The organism is Bacteroides sp. MSK.20.82, from assembly GCF_019052485.1.
Taxonomy (GTDB): Bacteria; Bacteroidota; Bacteroidia; order Bacteroidales; family Bacteroidaceae; genus Bacteroides; species Bacteroides thetaiotaomicron.
Genome location: NZ_JAHQUN010000052.1, coordinates 1 through 16,271, shown reverse-complemented (window position 1 = coordinate 16,271; position 16,271 = coordinate 1). Strand labels below are relative to the sequence as shown.

Genomic DNA, 16,271 nt, shown 5'->3' with positions numbered 1-16,271 from the left:
TGCGAAGGTGATAATTTAAATTATGGCAAAGAATATAGAAATACGAAATAGTACAGCTGAGTTTCTTATCTTCATGTTTGAAGGCAAAGAGGATGGGATTCAAGTGATGTATAAAGATGAGACCATTTGGGCAACACAAAAGGCGATGGCGCAGCTTTTTGATTGCTCCACTGACAATATTAGTCTGCACTTAAAAAACATATTCGCATCCGGAGAACTTGTCAAAGATTCAGTTACCGAGAAAAACTCGGCAACTGCCGCAGACGGGAAAAATTATCAAACAATGTTCTATAATCTTGATGCCATTATCAGTGTCGGGTATCGCGTCAATTCTGTTCGTGCCACACAGTTCCGTCAGTGGTGTACGTTTGTACTCCGTCAGTTTGCCATCCGTGGATATGTACTTGATCATAAGCGAATGGAGAACGGGGCTTTCTTAGGTGTAGATTACTTTGAACATTTGCTTGCCGAAATAAGGGAGATAAGGCTGAGTGAGCGTCGTTTTTATCAGAAACTGACCGATATTTATGCTACGGCTATAGACTATAACAAAGATGCTCCGACAACTCGTCTTTTCTTCAAAAAGGTACAGAACAAAATGCACTATGCTGTGCATGGGCATACTGCTGCGGAGTTGATAGTCGAACGAGCTGATGCGAATAAGGAACACATGGGATTGACCACTTGGGAAAACGCTCCGAATGGAAAAATTGTCAAAACAGATGTGTCTGTAGCAAAGAACTATTTGCGAGAAAAAGAATTAGAAGAAATGGGTAGGATAGTCAATGCGTCCCTTGATATGGCAGAAAGTATGGCTATGCGTCATATACCTATGACAATGGAAGATTGGGCAAAGCGAATAGACAAATTCATTAATTTATTTGAGAGCCCGATATTACAGGATAGCGGAAAGGTTTCTGCCGAATATGCCAAAGAGTTTGCTGAATCAGAGTTTGAAAAGTATAGGATCATTCAAGACCGTCTTTTTCAATCTGACTTTGATAGATTTGAAGATAATAGTCTTCCTGCATTAGATATTGAATAATTATAATGTCATTTTGAGGTTGGCAAAATCGCCTTTGGGATATGGCAGATTCATGTCGTTAAATTGTCAAGTGTTCGGACAATAGTTCTGTTTTCATCATTTAGTATCTGCATTTATGGTGACCGACGTTACTCCAGTATACCACTTAAAAGCAAGAAAAGAGTTCACATAAGAGTTCATAAAAGAACCAGTAGGGTTCATAAAAGAGTTCGTAAAAGCACTACTGAAATACACTCCAAAACCGCAATAATGCCAAATCTAGCTTGCAGAGGATTGGCAAAGTCTCACGAGCGATTTATTGCTTGGGGTATTGAGTTACCCTAACTCAATAAGATTTGTATAATGGGCAAGCCCTGTGAGCAATTAAGTATACAAATTTCGTTTTTGCGATGGCTGGCGAAAAGATAAAAGGCTCAAATAACGCCTTTTTATCACCAATCAGCTTGCTGAGAGATTTGGCACTCTCAAACGACCTATTGGTCGCTTGGGGTATTAGGCTCCCCATACAAGATAATGTCTGTACAACGGGCAAGCCCAATCAATGGCAACGACCGATTCCGTGGATTATTATGAAACCAGTCGTTGCACTTAGACTTTGACTTATATACGAATGGACACTTTTAGAATAAAGTCAAGTGGAGAGTCAATAATGGTAATCCGGCATGAACCGATAAATGCCACGGCTTTCCTGAACCACCATCCGTTTGTTCGTGAGAAACTTAATTATCTTCACAATCTTGTTGTGATTAAATTTCGTTCCTGCCAGTTCGTAGGCAGTGGTCAGTTCTTCTTCCAAAGCCTTATATCCCGAAATCATCTCTTTTCCGTCAAAAGCCAATTCGAGGCCTTGCGATGGATGGCTTCGTGGATGTCTTTATAAGGGGAGAACGGTTCCTGCTTGGGACGACCTACGCTCTTTTTTGTCGGCACATAGTCCGGCAGAAGTTCGGGAAGTGATTGGTCATTGATGCAGAAAGCGAATGGCAGAAAGTCTTTGGAACGGGTGTGCACACTTTCCACTTTGCTGATGTTGCTGTCATCTTTGTCTTTTTCAATTTGAATGACCGTTTCCGCTTTGTTGTTGATTTCCGTGCCGATGTGCCCACGGGCATTTTCATCGCTTTTGTTCTGGTGAAGGATGGTGTGAAGATGAATCTGGTATTCGTCAGTCCACTGCATGAGTTTGGAGATTACGCACGTGGCTTCGCTCGGAGAATTAATGTCATAAACCAAGTCGCGGATTCCGTCAATCACCACGAAACCGAGACCCTCAATCTGATTGATGGCATCATCTATGATAGCCAAACGCTCCTTCGGATTGAACTTGCGTAGAGCGAGAAAATAGAAACGGTCGCAATCCTCATTAGCCGGCAACTCTGCCAGTTTCATGATACGATGCATCACAATCATACAATGGTTTTGACTTTGTTCTGTGTCGATGTAAAGGATGCGGTTCTTTCCTTCAGGGAAGTCCGTTGTGTAGTTAAGAATTTCCTTCCCTGACAAAGCTGCTGCCACCATAGCGGAAACATTGAAAGTCTTTTTGCTTTTAGCCTTGCCTATGGATGCACTGAAATTTCCCAATGTCCCGATAGGTACTCCGCCTATTTTCAGAACTTCCGGCTCCTGTTCGTACTCCTTTTCCAAACTGAGCATGGTATCTTGCCATCTTGTAGCGACCTGAGCAAGATCTTCAATGGGTGCTACCGTTTCCATACTCACCAGCTTTTAGGATTGGCTTTGCGACGTGTAGTTGCAAGCATTCGGGCGTGTTCTTCCTCTATGCTTATAGGCGTTTCTCCTTTTCTTCCGCTTTCCAACCATTTGTCCAATTCATCACGATAGACAAACAAGTGTTTTCCTTGTTTGATGATTGGAATACCACCATGTTTGGCTTTGTAATAAAAGGATGATTTCGAGATACCTAAGTATTCGCAGACTTCATCAACGGTCATTGGGACATGGGTATCCTTTTTTGCCTCGTTATGCTGCTGATGAAGTTTTTCTGCCAGCAACGTTTCCATACTTGCGATTCTCTCGCAAAGTTCTTCTACTACTTCAGGCAGGTCATTAAAGGTCAGTTTGTCTTTTTGCATATATAACATTGTTTTTGTTAAACATGCTGCAAACCAACACAATGATGTAATGCTGACAACTATCAGAAGGCAATAATATTTCAGTCTGTGTTGAATAACCCTAATCGGTTGAATTTTCTTTTTATTCTTGGGCTTCTTTCATACATTTGAAGTGATAATCTCCGGTTTTAGGAATATCAAGGGCTATTTTGCAAACTCCGCATGTTCGGAGATTTTTAGCCAGATATTTAATCGAAGCGTCTTTTAATTCATGTGGGAATATAGTATGTATGAATGTTGCTCTATCTATAAGAGAAATGCCCAATCTCTCCCCGATGTTCCATACGAAATGCATCAGGTCGATAGAACGGAGAGAATTATCTACTTTTGAACGGATTGGCTTGTATAAATCAGATTGTCCGTACGCAAAATACTCTATGTTTTCATGCAGAATTTCAAGATCTTCTTTTGAGAGAAATTCCGTCATTACAAATGTGGTATATTCATGAATGACACGCTTAATGTCTGCCTGCCTTTCGGCTTTTTTACGTTCAATTTCAGCTACACGTACTTCATAATTATCCATATAATCTTGTTTTGCAACACTTTCTGCAACTAAAATTGCCGATTTATATCCTTGTCCTTTGGACACTCCGGATCAATCTCCTTAATTTGTTCGGGTAGAGGTCTTACTTGCTTGCCAAAAGACAAACTCAATTCATTCTTTGTAATGAATCAGAAAAAGAAACGCTGAAGTACTCCACAGGCAAGTATCATTGCCGTGATATATAAAATAACTGGAGTGGAATACTCCATCATGTCGATATGGCAATTAAGATATAAATAGGAGTCTGTTGTCCAATAAAGGATGACACTTACTGAAAGTATGAAACTGGTTCTTTGAGGAGTAATTTTAATACTATTCGTCATAAACTGATACTGTTTGAGTTCTACAATAAAACAAATGTATATGCAGATTTCCAAATAGTTGCTGTTTGTAATAGATAATCGTTCAGAATTTAAGAAAAAATATGCTCAGAGTATGATTTGATGCAAAATATCATACTCTGAGCTATAAAATGGGATTATTTGAACCTTAATTCTTACTTGCGGATTAAAGAGATTCTGTTGCTGGCTTCACGCTTGTTGCTGTCCACAACTTTCATGTACCGTTGTGTCGTGGTGATACTTCTATGTGCCATATTACTTTGAATGGTACGTATGTCTGTGCCGGCTGCTCCTTGAAGTGTTGCGTATGTTCTTCGGTAGGAGTGGAAAGTGATATTCTTGGTTATACCAGCTTCGCGAATCCACTCTTTCATGGGATGCTGTGTCCAACTTCGTTTCAATCCTTTAAATACTAATCCGGTTTTTTCCGGAGAATAGCCGATTAATTGCAGGGCTTCGTCGCTGATTGGAATGATGTCCTCTGTTTTGGTCTTTTGGGTAATTGTATGGACACATTTCCCTCCGGCTGCAAAGTCAACGATTTCATGCCATTGTAACGATAGTATATCGCTGATTCTGAGACTGGTCAAACATGAAAACAATGCTGCTGTCTTCAGAATCGGCTTTTTGCAAGGTGTCTCAGCCAATTTGTAAAGTTCTTCCACACTTAGATAGTCTTTTGGAGTATCTTCCGTTTCGATTTTATCCAAAAAGTCATTGATATTGGTTTTGATTAGCCGATTGCGATAAAGAATCTTCAAAAGTCCCCTGAATGTTGACCAATAGCCGGAAGCAGAGTTCTTTGAAATGCGGTCGTCACGCCTGAGTTGCTTGGCATTTAGCAGATACTCCCGGAACTTATTACAAAGGTCAATATCAATTTCTTCAAAAGTACATTTGCCATGAACGAAGTTGTAGAAATGGTGGTACACAAATTCCCACTTTTGGTCATGCTTGCGAAGCTGCTTGCGGTAGTATTCCAGAAAATCCGCTTTGAGTTTGTGCCTGTCAAAGAAATCATACCTGTCATTAACGATAGATTCAAAGCGTCGGCATCGGATGGCTTCCGCCTTTTCCGACATAGTTGCATTGAAGTTGCGTTCACGTTCATTCTTAGGATTGGCATAAATATAAATGTTCAATCCTTCGTGACGGATGGTTTTCATTGTTTCTTGGTCACGATACCCCGGATAATAATCTAAATAGAAAGAAAGCATCCCATGTTTCAAGGGACGTGTTCTCAATGTTACTGTTTTACATTCTAACATAGTTACAATTATTATTAGTTTATACTTGATTTGCTGCAAATGTCCGTAATGGCTTGACACAGACAATGCTCATTTTTAGAATCATTTTCTGGTCTGCCTAAATTCAGACTTAGGCTTATTTTCTGACACCCATTACATGATCAAATTCCACTTTCAGGAATCTCACGAAACGACCTTTCTTCTCACGTTTGATTTCGTGGAACTGCAGAATGCCATAGACAGAATCCCTTGTGAGATTGTATTTCTTCATGACTTCCTGCACGGTGTAGTACTCCGAAGCATTGTCTTCGGCAGTCTGCTTGGATAGGTCAAAATGTAGCTTCGAGTAGAATATCTGACCGTGTTCTTTCTTGGACGGGATGTTGTTGCGATAGACATGGGAGCGGATGGCAACCCGACTCATCCCATACTTTTGTTCTATCTCTTCGGGAGTGTACCATTCGGTCAGATCATTATCTGTCTTGTACTTGGCAAAAGCAACATCAATATGCTTTTTGCTGTAATAGTTGAACTGGCGGATTTTTACTTTTGGCACATTATACTCCCGTGTATAAGTCCATACCCATTTGGTGTTGACCTTGTATTTTTGGGCAATTTCTTCAGCAGTGTAATATTCAGCAATATCAAATTCGACTTTTGACATCACACGTTCATAAGGTTTAGATTTAAGCAAAAGTTCTATATCAGCTCTTCGAATAAAAGACATTCGTGAACTAATCCGACTTGCTCTCAACTTATCCTCTTTGACTAATTTGTAGATGTATTGACGAGAAACTCCCATCAATTTAGCTGCTTGTGAAAAGGTAAAGTACTCTTGATTTTCCAGCATCTTCTTTACCTCCAACAATTCTTGACTCTGAATGAGCTCCATTCTTCGCTCTTTCATTCGATGTTTGTAGCCTCGTTTAGAACATTGAGGACTACAATAATTGGTGGTGGTTTTCTGAGCTATAAAAGGTTTACCACACCATTGACAAATTCTTTTTACTTCCATGTTGTTTTCTCCATATTTTTAGTGAAACCATAAAGATTTAATTTCCCTTTTTGTCTCTCTACGTAAACCATTGTTCACCCATGTCGCCAAATGTGTCACTGTGACATCGGGGACAAACCCCAATTTGTTTCGCGGTAGAAATACGGTAGAAAAATATGGTGAACAACACTATCCAATCGCTATGAACTGGATTTTGGATAAATAAAAAAGCCGCTGAAATTCAGCGACTTCATTATAGTTGATTCTAATTCGTTGCGGTTAATTGCGATGTATCATTTCCCGATGCAAAGATGTTAGTAATCTGTATGTCAGTTAGTTGGGTTGTATTGGAATGGTATTTGAGCCATGATTTTATTGTTGGAAATAGGAGTTTAAGTAGTTGTAAATCAGTTTATTATGTACTATATAAATGTTGCTTTCTTTTGTTTTCACAAGTTACTTACCAATACACATTTGTTATATGGTTGATTGTCAGATAATTAATGGCTATTTGGCTCGTATTTGAGCCATTACTTCCACTTACTTGTGAAAATGATTTATATAATTGATTATCAGTGTTTTGCATTATATACCAGCAATCTGAATGCGTAATTGCTGGTTGAGTCTTCATCATTCAGCTATTTACCCACACAGTTATATAAACAGTCTGATGCTCAATTTGATACAGCTAATTGAATCATATTTGAGCCATTAAATTTTACGTTTCTATCCATTTGGAAATATGAACGGTTCTGATTTTCTTATAAGTTTCAATTTTTTCATCACTTTCCTGATTTAGATGTGATTTTATTAGAGTTTAATATTTAATAACACAGATGCGAATGAATTTATCTCTAATATGCATCTATATTTTGCAAAATTAGGTAATTATCAATTATTTCGCATAATATGTATCGAAAATATTTCTCAATATCTCATCTGTGTTTATTTAGTCGCCAATTATTTCAGCAAGGAGAAAAAGGTATTCACATATATACAGGTTTTCAGATTCTCAGAAAGATGTACGTTATGTTGATCCTGCATATGGTAGAAATTTATGCTACATGATTTTTTAGCAAAGGAATAAAGAACTTACTTTCTGCTTAGGGATGAAGTTTATAAATAAGTTTATCAATTCATATATACATATATGAGTTCTATTAAACTTGTAAACTCAATGGCTTATCCTGTTGTATGGCTGAATCAGTCAAGTAAGTTTAGTTTAAGATACATGTATATATACATGGGTAAATCTAAACTTTAAACTTGTAGAAAGCCCTCCATCAGTCAGAATGCTGTTCTGGTTGATGGAGGGCTATATTGGTCTTTTTCTCCTTGCTGAAATTGTATTTCTGTTTATAGTTACAACTGTTGTAATAGATGGCTGGTCTTTGCCCAATAGTAATAGGCTTCAGGAGAAGTCCTTTTCAGCTTATTCAGTCGCGAAGGAAGTGTGGGTGCTATATCCAGGGAGCCTATGGTGGCAGGATTACCGTCGTATTTTTCTATTATTGTGTTGCCCGTCTCTATCATTGTGGCGATATAGGCTGCGCGTGCTGCGTCTCTAATCGCATCGTCAATGAAATAACCGCCATTGAACATGAAGGATTTGATCCTTTGTATACCACGTTGTAGTGCATCAAATTGTCCGTTTCCTTCACTTCCCCTTGTTGCCAGACACAGCGAAGTCTGTCTGATATCATCGAAAATGAGTTTTGGATTGTTTGGCAAATGCCTGTATGAGAGTTCAACTTCTGCAATTTGTACAAACGATTTTGTCGTTGTTTCAAGGACCTCTGTCTTCTCGAACAGTCTGGCTATATCATATAGCTGTTTGATGATCTCCATGCTGGCATCCTTACCATTTTTGATATATGGAATACCTGTTGTATTGGGTGCATACGCCGTAAGCTTGTCTCCGAGAATATCTCCAATGGATGGTACTTTTACATAATTCAGTTCACCTTCTGTCTTTATAAAACGGCTTTCTACAGGTAAAGTCACGACTTCGTTGTAGTGACAGTCTTCATTTAGAACGTCCAGCAGGATGGTTTCTTTTCGGTCTATGCCATCAAGGAAAGCCACTTGATAAAAGAATTTGGAATGCGATTTTGGTATGTCTGTTCCACGCTGAATTCTTTCTATCGGCTTATAGTCAATAAAGCCATAGTCTTTGTATGATTGCAGATACTCTTCTATTTCAGTACCTGGAGGACATATTATATCAATATCTATAGACAGCCTGTGTCTTTGTTCTTTTAAAAGAAGCATCAGACTGCTTCCACCTTTGAAATGAAATGGGCAACCTGAAGCCGCCAACATGTCCAGCAATGAAAAGGCATGGATGACCTTTTCAATGATATTTTTGTCCGGATAGTTTAGCTCCTTGGATTTTTCTTCAATCCATCTTGCTGTAAAGCATTCTTTATTTATCATATTTTTGTGATTGTTCTATTAATGAATAAGTACTATCGTATGCTCCTCTACGTTTTGCATATCGGAGCATTTTGGGAGTATTGACTGTGTACAAATCAAAGGCGGTCTGATACATATAAGTGATTTCCGTGCCCTGCATATAATCAAAGTCTTCGTCTTTCTGTATATCTACGAGTAGCTTTTCGATGGTAGGAGTAACCATCCCATCAACCTTATTTACTGGAGATTCAGTGACAAATATCTTTACAATGATGCATGGTTCATGCATGTTTACGTAGTCGTACATGAACTTTGCTGTCGGTTGCTTATAAACGGGCATGTCTGAATCCTTCAACAGAGAAAAAACAGAATCTACAGCATCCCGGTTGGTCTCGACATAAATAGCATGGTTCACAGAGACGTGATGTTGTAGTGTGGTGAAGATGCTGCCATCGTAGATGCAGAAATCGGTGAATGGCAATTTCTCTTTCAATCCGACATATAGTTTTCTCAGTGTTTCTGTTGGAGCAAATGAGAACACCTGTTTATCTGTAAGCATGTATTCACCATTTCCTGTACGGGCTATCTTGTTCTCTTTGGTTAAGGTACAGAGATACTGGCGGGCGGTATTGGTCTTTATCCCCAATACTGATACTAATTGAGGCACTTCAATCCGTCCGTAAGTACGAGCATAATTCAATATGCTCTGTTTAATACTATATTTCTCGTCAATACTCATTGCAGTGCAAATATAATATAAAGTCGGCAACAAACCAACTTTATTGCCGACTTTATATATAAGTTCTGAGCAATTAATCATTCTTTAGTGTGTTTTTCTATATTAAGTAACACCATTATGAATTCATCATATTATGTAATATATGAGGTATTTTTCTTGTGTTGTAAAAGCATAGTATTAAAAGTATCCCGCAAATGACTAAGAAATTAAGTAGAATCTCTTATTAACGAAACTACACCTATCTGCTTGACTGTTTCCTAATATGAAGAGGTAAATATTTCTCGATCAACAATCTGAAATCACACCATAAAACATTGTCTTACCATTTACGTTTACTCTTTGTAAAATGATTCCATTGTTCTGCTAGGATAATATAAAGTTGGCAATAAAACCGATTTATTGCCGACTTTATATTATCAAATTCTTTTATCCGGGCTGTTAACTACTTTATGAGAATATTTACATGGTTGTGCATTGTCTGTCGGTGCTTCAGTAAGGAGAAAATGTAGTTCCCATTTTCTTTCTCATATGATATTTCTATTCGCAATGAATTGTTCGTCAGTCTTTTTATAAACCTGTTCAGGTTTGTAACCAAAGTTTAAAATACATGTATATATACATGGGTAAATCTAAACTTTAAACTTGCAGTAAGCCAGAGTAGGACAGAAGTCCGCTCTTTGACTGATAGGCATTGCCTTTCTTTTTCTCCTTGCTGATTTTGCACCTTTTCATCACTCACATGAGTGGCATCAGCCTTGTTGTGCTTCACCTCTGGCTTCCATCCTCTTGAATAGCTTCCGTGTTCAGACCTTTTTATGCAGAGTGCGGAGTTTCGTATTTCTCTTGCTATGCTATGCCGGGTTCATGGTGAAGTTTGGGAGTTATCGCTTTCACTATGTCCGGATTGCTTGCCATGGATCTGTGAAACCTGTCGAGTCTGACTATGAGAACAGCATTCTTTACCATGACCAGACACAAGAATATCAGGCCATTCCCTTCACATCTCATTTTGGACGAAGCCGTGACACTTACTTTTTCCTGTTGCGAAGTTAGTGCAAGCCGCATACTGCAAGTACCAGAACCTTATTCCCTGAATTTTTTCAAAAACTTTTCCAGCTGCAGCTTTTCGGAAAACTTTTCCTGCCTGACGGTGAAATAATTCGGTAATTACTTGCCTGATTGCTATCCTTGCCAACTTTGATGGCAACGTAAAAAATAAATGTTTCACTTCTAAAATTTCAATGTTATGAAGAAAATGGAAAATTCTTTCGTAGTTTCTGGTTTTGTAGGTAAGGATGCAAGCATCCATCAGTTCTCAACCGCAAGCGTTGCACGTTTCCCTTTGGCAATCAGCCGCACTGAGAAATCAGGCGAGGAAACAACCCGCACTTCCGCTTTCATAAACGTCGAGACATGGCGCAAGAATGAGAATACTACATCCTTTGACCGCCTTGTCAAAGGAGCACTCCTCACGGTTGAAGGCTATTTCAAGCCGGAGGAGTGGCAGGATGCCGACGGTGTCAAGCGCAACAGAGTGGCATTTGTAGCCACCAGGTTCTATGAAGCTGTTGAAAAGGAGGAAACTCCAGCAGCTCAGGAGAAGAACTCCAAGAAGGGCAAGTAAATCCTTTCTTCTCTCCAATAGAGCGGCCTTCGGGTCGCTTTTTTTATGCTTATACTTCTCTTTGCCGAGATTCGTTCCTCATACACCGACTTCGGGGAACTGGCATAAATTCCGTTGCGAAGGTAATTGTCCGGTCTTGTCATCAGCAAGGTCAGGGCTTCGCTTTGCCGCAAAATCTCCACACCTGCGGGTAGTATTTTGGAGCAAAACCTTGCAGAGACAGCCCCGACACCTTCTTGGTGCAACAAAATTTATATGTGTTCCCGAAGTAGTTGATCTACGAGAGGGAAGAAAAAAAACAGATGATATTATGACGACAATCCAATCAATCCTGAGCCGACTGACCAAGGCTGTTGGCGGTACTGAAAAGATGCTCTACATAGAGCCGGAGTTGAACAAGTTTGCAGAGTTCTACCTTGACAAGTGGGACGAGAACACCAGTGAGGATGTCATAGCCGAGTCTTTCACTGACTTCTGGTGGGACACAGACAGGGCTTGCAGAAGATGTTCAGAGTGTGGCAGACTGATGCGTGCCGGGTATTGTGCTGACATGGGAGTAGCCTACTATTGCAGTGATGAATGTCTGCACAGTGACTTCACCGATGAAGAATGGGCTGAGGAATGCGAGAACAACGACCAGAGTTATTATACGGAGTGGTAATCTTTTAAAATTCAATGATATGGCAAATTTAGCAACAACGACCTATAAGGTCACTGGGACACGTGAAGCAGTAAATAACCTGTGGACTACCTTTCAGGACATGGAAGTGGATAGTAAGGATATAAGGCTGTTCAAGCTTGCCGAGCATTACGGCATTGACTATGAGAAAAAGCAAATCAGTGTTAGAGGACATATCTATTGGGCTGAATATGAAGAAGACGAAGAGAATGATTATTTCCTTCTTTCATTTGAGACAGAAACCGCATGGGATGCCTGTAACGAACTCTTCTTTGAAATAAACCGGATATTGAATGATGAACTGAGTATTTCATACAGATGTTGCGAAAGTGGATGTGATTTGTTCTATACCCATGACGAGGGGGATTTCTTTCCCGAAGAATGTTGTGTGAGTTCATACGGCGAACCTTTCGAGGATGCATGTGAGGATGTTTTTGACACCATTGAGGATGCCATAGCTGAATGGACATCAAAGACCGGTATTGGACAGGGAGACCGCAGTGAAAAAGAAATGGTGGATTTTATCAATAGCTATGAATACGAAAGCGAAGAGACCTATTTCTACATCCACCCTTTTACATTCGAATAACATACCCGCAAGGACATGAGGCAAGTCTCGTGTCCTTGCATAAAAACAAGATAATATGGACAGGTACAGCGCAGAACTGATTGGAGCATCTTGCGAACTTATAACCCCATGCAGGGGCTGTAGCCATGGAATAATTGTGGCAGTGTATAACGAACAACTTCTTGTACGGTTAATCAGCGGAGCACAACGATTAGTGAGCAAAGATGAAGTCATATTATTATGACCCTGATACTTTCCCTGACTGTTTTCAACTGTTAGGAGACATTGGTAGGTGTTTGTATATCATACATTTACCTTTGTATACATTGATACATGTGGACAAGTACACGTGTAAACAGGAATACAAGAACACATTGAAACATATAAACATAAAAACAAATAGTATGGCACAGAAAATCATCACTTTCGCCAACCATAAAGGTGGCGTATCAAAGACAACTTCAACCGCCTCTATCGGGGCTTGTATGGCAATGAAAGGCAAGAAAGTCCTGCTTATAGACCTTGACGGACAGGCAAACCTGACACTGTATTTCATACCTAATGAGGATGAAATTGAGACGAGCATTTTTGATTCATTGGTAAACGGTGTTCCTTTGCCTGTAAAACATATCCGGGAGAATCTTGACCTTGTCCCTTCTTCCCTTGAAATGGCAAGTGCGGAAATAGCTCTGACCAATCTGTTGGCAAGAGAGCAACTGCTCAGCCGTCTGCTTGAACCGCTCAGGAAAGACTATGACTATATCCTGATTGACTGTCCGCCTTCTCTTGGTATTGTCACTACCAATGCCTTTATCGCGGCTGATGAGATCATCGTACCGATGACACCGGAGCTGCTTCCTTTGAAAGGCATGAGGATGCTTGACGCATTTGTCACCACCTTGCAACGTGTCAAACCGTCGCTTCGCCTGGGAGGTGTGTTCATCGCCAGATTCAATCATCGTAAACTGAACAAGGTAGTGGAACAGGCTGTAAAGGAGCGTTACGAAAGTATCACCATGAATACCCGCATCCGTGAGAATATCGCCTTGGCTGAATCAGCCGGTAGTGGCAAAAGTATATTCGAGTATGATTTAAATTCCAACGGTGCAAAGGATTATCTTGCACTTACGGAGGAAATTCTTTCACGTAACCAATAACAACTATGGCAAAAAACAATATGGACATTCTGCTTGGCAATATTTTGGGCAGTGCTGCTATCAGCCCTGACAATAAAACAGTAGAACAAACACCCGAGACCAAGCCAATTCCGAAACAGGAAAAACGGTCAGTCAAGGCAGAACGTAAAGAGCAACTGGACAATTCCTGGCGGCATTTCTCCTTTATCTGCTCCAGGGAACTTGTAGATAAGGTACAGGCAATAGCTTACAAGGAGGGTTTCACTATACGTGCCTTTATGGAGTATGTGATGAAACAGGGCATCGAGGCATACGAGGCGAAGCATGGCAAGGCTCGGAAAGTCAAGTCCAAAAGCATCAATGATGTAATGTAAACGTGTATACACGTAGCCATGTGTACGTATAGGTATGTGTACGTGTAGCAATATATACATGTTTACACGTACACGTGAATACACAGATATATTCAAGTCAATAACAATCAAAATATTATGAATATGAATAAATACTTCTCATTTGCCATTGTAGTATTCCTAATGGCAGTACCATTGGTATTAACTTCTTGTGGCAAAGACAACATTTTGGATGATGTTGAAGAGCTTCAGCCGGAGTTGAAAGTATGGACGGAGCCTTATCATGTTGAAAGTTCAACCATAGACGAGGTCAAGAACTATATGGAGTTTTCAATGAAGCGATATGGTCTTGTATCGGAGGCAACAATAGCTGGTTCTATTCAACTCACTTACAAAACCGGCAACGGTAATGAGGGTATCCTATATAGCTTTTATGCTTCAAATGGGGAATTGTATTCGGTAATAGATACAGAGCTGATAGCTAATAGCCGTCTGGTTATCGACTATTTGAAGGAACATTATTCTCTGATTGTTCCGGCGAACGAGGCAACACTTGAATACTGTTTCACGAACTCAGACAGGTCAATGGTCATTACGACTGCAAAGGTTTCTGACACCTATTTCAACGTAAATTACGCCTACGTCAATTGATATTGTCTTATATAGCTTTGAGCCATCATCAAGTCTTATGATTTGGTGGTGGCTTTTTGTATACATGTATTCATATGGACGTGAATACATGGTTATATGTAAACATGTATATAAGTCCACTTGTATAGGTGTATATATGTAAACGTGTGGACATGAATACATGTGGACATTGGATGAATGAAAGATAATTCTCTAAATCATTGATAGACAAATGAAATAAACCCTTTATAGTTGAATCTAAATTCGCCTTCTTGTAATTGATTAAAGCATATTTCATAAGCTTTTTGTATGCTGACAATTCACGGCTTGTCAGATTTTCACCGCAAAATTACTGTGAATGTCCGAACGCCAAGTACCGATTCTCTAATGTGTCTCAGATTGGTATGGCAACCTTCCGCAAATCAGAGATTTGGGTATTCCATACAAATCTACAGCCATTTACTTGTCTTATCTTCCATGTCTCACAGTATCGGGAGCGTGAAAATTTGAAGCCCTTTGAAATTGTCATGATTTCACAAAAGGGAAATGATTAATTTTAATACTTATAGATATGGAAGTACAAAAGATTCATCCGGCAGAAGAGTATCTTCGCAACGAAAAGAACCCCACATCATTGTATGTCAGAATTAGTGGAGAACGTAGAAAGTTGTTCATTAACCGCAGTGACGGAGAGGGAGTGATTGGCATTATTGCAAAAGGTAAACGCAAACGAGGTTATGTTTTCAATGCCTGGTCAAGCATTGAGAAAGTCTATTATCCGACCACTGAAAATGAAGAAGAGGCAGAAAAGAAGATGATTCTCAAATACCAGAAACTTGCCAGACTTGCCACACATACAAATGATTGGTTGCGCAGGATTGCAGGTGCGGATTTGACAAAATCCCTTTACGAGAACCATATAACCACAGGAACAGGTATTGACGGAAAATGTATCAGATTGAGCACCATCGAGAAGTATTGCGGCTACATGGTGATGGCATGCTTCAGGGAAGCCTTCAAAAAGAAAGAGAAGTATTCAAGCTATAGGTTTGACTTTTGCGGTTATGACGGGACACTTTGGTGTGAACCGAAAGAGAATGGTGATATGATAGCCGGATTCAGCAAGGAATACCGAAATTGTGGTAACGGTTATTATTATCTGCTTATCAATGATGATTGTGTGATAGGTTATGACATAGACTGATATAGTTATAATTCAAACAGACCATATCGGGAAGCCCCGATGTGGACTGTTTGAAGATCGAGTATGCTGACGGTTGATTACCTCTTTTAATACTTACATTCCAGGTTGGAAAGTAGTGAATATATTCCTTGAAAAGTCGTTGGTTGTTATTCCATAGCCAAAATTCCTGTTTATAAGACGTAGTCAGTTCTGATATATGTTTGAATCTGTAACGTTATTTGTAGAACTTTTTTTACTCTTCGCCCACGCCAATGTCCGCATTCGCAAACAGTTTGCCATAGAGATATTCTGTCCATGGTCGAGTGGATCGACTATAGCCAGAACATCCCTCTGTCAAAAGTACGGCAGGAGCATTCCGCTATCAAAGATAGTGGAGAGCTCCTTAATGCCGTACTTGCTGTTGGCGTTGCAGGACATTTCCCACCCGACAGTTGTAATGCTATGCTCTTACTTCTTTATAAGCTGACGCTTCCCTTGACTTTTATAATCTTAGAGTTTTCTTTTTCTTGTAATCTTCGCCCACACCAATGTCCGCATTCGCTAACAGTTTGCCATAGAGGTATTCTGTCCATGGTCGAGTGAATCGACTATATCCAGAACACCCCTCTGTCAAA

13 protein-coding genes and 2 pseudogenes are annotated in these 16,271 nt (G+C 39.8%); 8 read left to right on the top strand and 7 right to left on the bottom strand.

Annotated elements, in window-relative coordinates; translation table 11 throughout:
- Nucleotides 1–22 precede the first annotated feature (22 nt).
- Complete coding sequence (locus KTR07_RS24135; RefSeq protein ID WP_009036658.1) at nt 23–1,045, top strand: virulence RhuM family protein; 1,023 nt, start codon at nt 23–25, stop codon at nt 1,043–1,045.
- A 643-nt stretch (nt 1,046–1,688) separates the two neighbouring features.
- Here the strand turns inward: KTR07_RS24135 and KTR07_RS24130 are convergent.
- The 7 genes and pseudogenes from KTR07_RS24130 to KTR07_RS24100 all read right to left on the bottom strand — a co-directional run bounded on the left by KTR07_RS24130 (nt 1,689) and on the right by KTR07_RS24100 (nt 9,544).
- Nucleotides 1,689–2,761, bottom strand: a pseudogene (locus KTR07_RS24130) (AAA family ATPase).
- 2 nt (nt 2,762–2,763) lie between these two features.
- Entirely contained in the window at nt 2,764–3,141 is a 378-nt protein-coding gene (locus KTR07_RS24125; RefSeq protein WP_009036660.1) for a helix-turn-helix domain-containing protein, read from the bottom strand.
- Nucleotides 3,142–3,262: 121 nt separating this feature from the next.
- Nucleotides 3,263–4,050 (bottom strand): annotated as a pseudogene (locus KTR07_RS24120) (hypothetical protein).
- Between the two features lie 173 nt (nt 4,051–4,223).
- The gene (locus KTR07_RS24115; protein ID WP_009036662.1) at nt 4,224–5,336 is read right to left on the bottom strand and encodes a site-specific integrase; all 1,113 of its coding nucleotides are present in this window, start codon (nt 5,334–5,336) and stop codon (nt 4,224–4,226) included.
- Nucleotides 5,337–5,451: 115 nt separating this feature from the next.
- Nucleotides 5,452–6,330 carry a helix-turn-helix domain-containing protein gene (locus KTR07_RS24110; protein ID WP_009036663.1) on the bottom strand — a complete coding sequence of 293 codons (879 nt, stop codon included), beginning with the start codon at nt 6,328–6,330 and terminating at the stop codon, nt 5,452–5,454.
- A gap of 1,341 nt (nt 6,331–7,671) precedes the next feature.
- On the bottom strand, nt 7,672–8,745 hold the full coding sequence (locus KTR07_RS24105; protein WP_005826901.1) for a nucleotidyl transferase AbiEii/AbiGii toxin family protein: 1,074 nt from the start codon (nt 8,743–8,745) through the stop codon (nt 7,672–7,674).
- On the bottom strand, nt 8,735–9,544 hold the full coding sequence (locus KTR07_RS24100; protein WP_004310962.1) for a DUF6577 family protein: 810 nt from the start codon (nt 9,542–9,544) through the stop codon (nt 8,735–8,737). Before KTR07_RS24100 ends, KTR07_RS24105 begins: the two co-directional genes overlap by 11 nt.
- A gap of 1,165 nt (nt 9,545–10,709) precedes the next feature.
- Between KTR07_RS24100 and KTR07_RS24095 the strand changes: the two genes are divergently transcribed.
- The 7 genes from KTR07_RS24095 (at nt 10,710) to KTR07_RS24065 (ending at nt 15,657) form a co-directional block, all read left to right on the top strand.
- Complete coding sequence (locus KTR07_RS24095; RefSeq protein ID WP_004309321.1) at nt 10,710–11,087, top strand: single-stranded DNA-binding protein; 378 nt, start codon at nt 10,710–10,712, stop codon at nt 11,085–11,087.
- A 310-nt stretch (nt 11,088–11,397) separates the two neighbouring features.
- Nucleotides 11,398–11,748 (top strand): hypothetical protein, encoded by a 351-nt coding sequence (locus KTR07_RS24090; protein ID WP_009275648.1) that lies wholly within the window; start codon nt 11,398–11,400, stop codon nt 11,746–11,748.
- Nucleotides 11,749–11,767: 19 nt separating this feature from the next.
- Entirely contained in the window at nt 11,768–12,355 is a 588-nt protein-coding gene (locus KTR07_RS24085; protein ID WP_005826889.1) for a hypothetical protein, read from the top strand.
- Between the two features lie 383 nt (nt 12,356–12,738).
- A complete protein-coding gene (locus KTR07_RS24080) occupies nt 12,739–13,491 on the top strand; it encodes a ParA family protein (RefSeq protein ID WP_004309323.1) in 753 nt (250 codons plus the stop codon).
- A 5-nt stretch (nt 13,492–13,496) separates the two neighbouring features.
- Entirely contained in the window at nt 13,497–13,844 is a 348-nt protein-coding gene (locus KTR07_RS24075) for a hypothetical protein (RefSeq protein ID WP_004309324.1), read from the top strand.
- Nucleotides 13,845–13,961: 117 nt separating this feature from the next.
- Complete coding sequence (locus tag KTR07_RS24070) at nt 13,962–14,474, top strand: hypothetical protein (RefSeq protein ID WP_004309325.1); 513 nt, start codon at nt 13,962–13,964, stop codon at nt 14,472–14,474.
- Between the two features lie 550 nt (nt 14,475–15,024).
- Nucleotides 15,025–15,657 (top strand): hypothetical protein, encoded by a 633-nt coding sequence (locus KTR07_RS24065; RefSeq protein ID WP_004309326.1) that lies wholly within the window; start codon nt 15,025–15,027, stop codon nt 15,655–15,657.
- The last annotated feature ends 614 nt before the right edge of the window (nt 15,658–16,271 follow it).

Coding starts and splice junctions, on each gene's coding strand:
- KTR07_RS24135 (WP_009036658.1), top strand. CDS start 23: ATGGCAAAGAATATAGAAATACGAAATAGTACAGCTGAGTTTCTTATC.
- KTR07_RS24125 (WP_009036660.1), bottom strand. CDS start 3,141: ATGCAAAAAGACAAACTGACCTTTAATGACCTGCCTGAAGTAGTAGAA.
- KTR07_RS24115 (WP_009036662.1), bottom strand. CDS start 5,336: ATGTTAGAATGTAAAACAGTAACATTGAGAACACGTCCCTTGAAACAT.
- KTR07_RS24110 (WP_009036663.1), bottom strand. CDS start 6,330: ATGGAAGTAAAAAGAATTTGTCAATGGTGTGGTAAACCTTTTATAGCT.
- KTR07_RS24105 (WP_005826901.1), bottom strand. CDS start 8,745: ATGATAAATAAAGAATGCTTTACAGCAAGATGGATTGAAGAAAAATCC.
- KTR07_RS24100 (WP_004310962.1), bottom strand. CDS start 9,544: ATGATTAATTGCTCAGAACTTATATATAAAGTCGGCAATAAAGTTGGT.
- KTR07_RS24095 (WP_004309321.1), top strand. CDS start 10,710: ATGAAGAAAATGGAAAATTCTTTCGTAGTTTCTGGTTTTGTAGGTAAG.
- KTR07_RS24090 (WP_009275648.1), top strand. CDS start 11,398: ATGACGACAATCCAATCAATCCTGAGCCGACTGACCAAGGCTGTTGGC.
- KTR07_RS24085 (WP_005826889.1), top strand. CDS start 11,768: ATGGCAAATTTAGCAACAACGACCTATAAGGTCACTGGGACACGTGAA.
- KTR07_RS24080 (WP_004309323.1), top strand. CDS start 12,739: ATGGCACAGAAAATCATCACTTTCGCCAACCATAAAGGTGGCGTATCA.
- KTR07_RS24075 (WP_004309324.1), top strand. CDS start 13,497: ATGGCAAAAAACAATATGGACATTCTGCTTGGCAATATTTTGGGCAGT.
- KTR07_RS24070 (WP_004309325.1), top strand. CDS start 13,962: ATGAATATGAATAAATACTTCTCATTTGCCATTGTAGTATTCCTAATG.
- KTR07_RS24065 (WP_004309326.1), top strand. CDS start 15,025: ATGGAAGTACAAAAGATTCATCCGGCAGAAGAGTATCTTCGCAACGAA.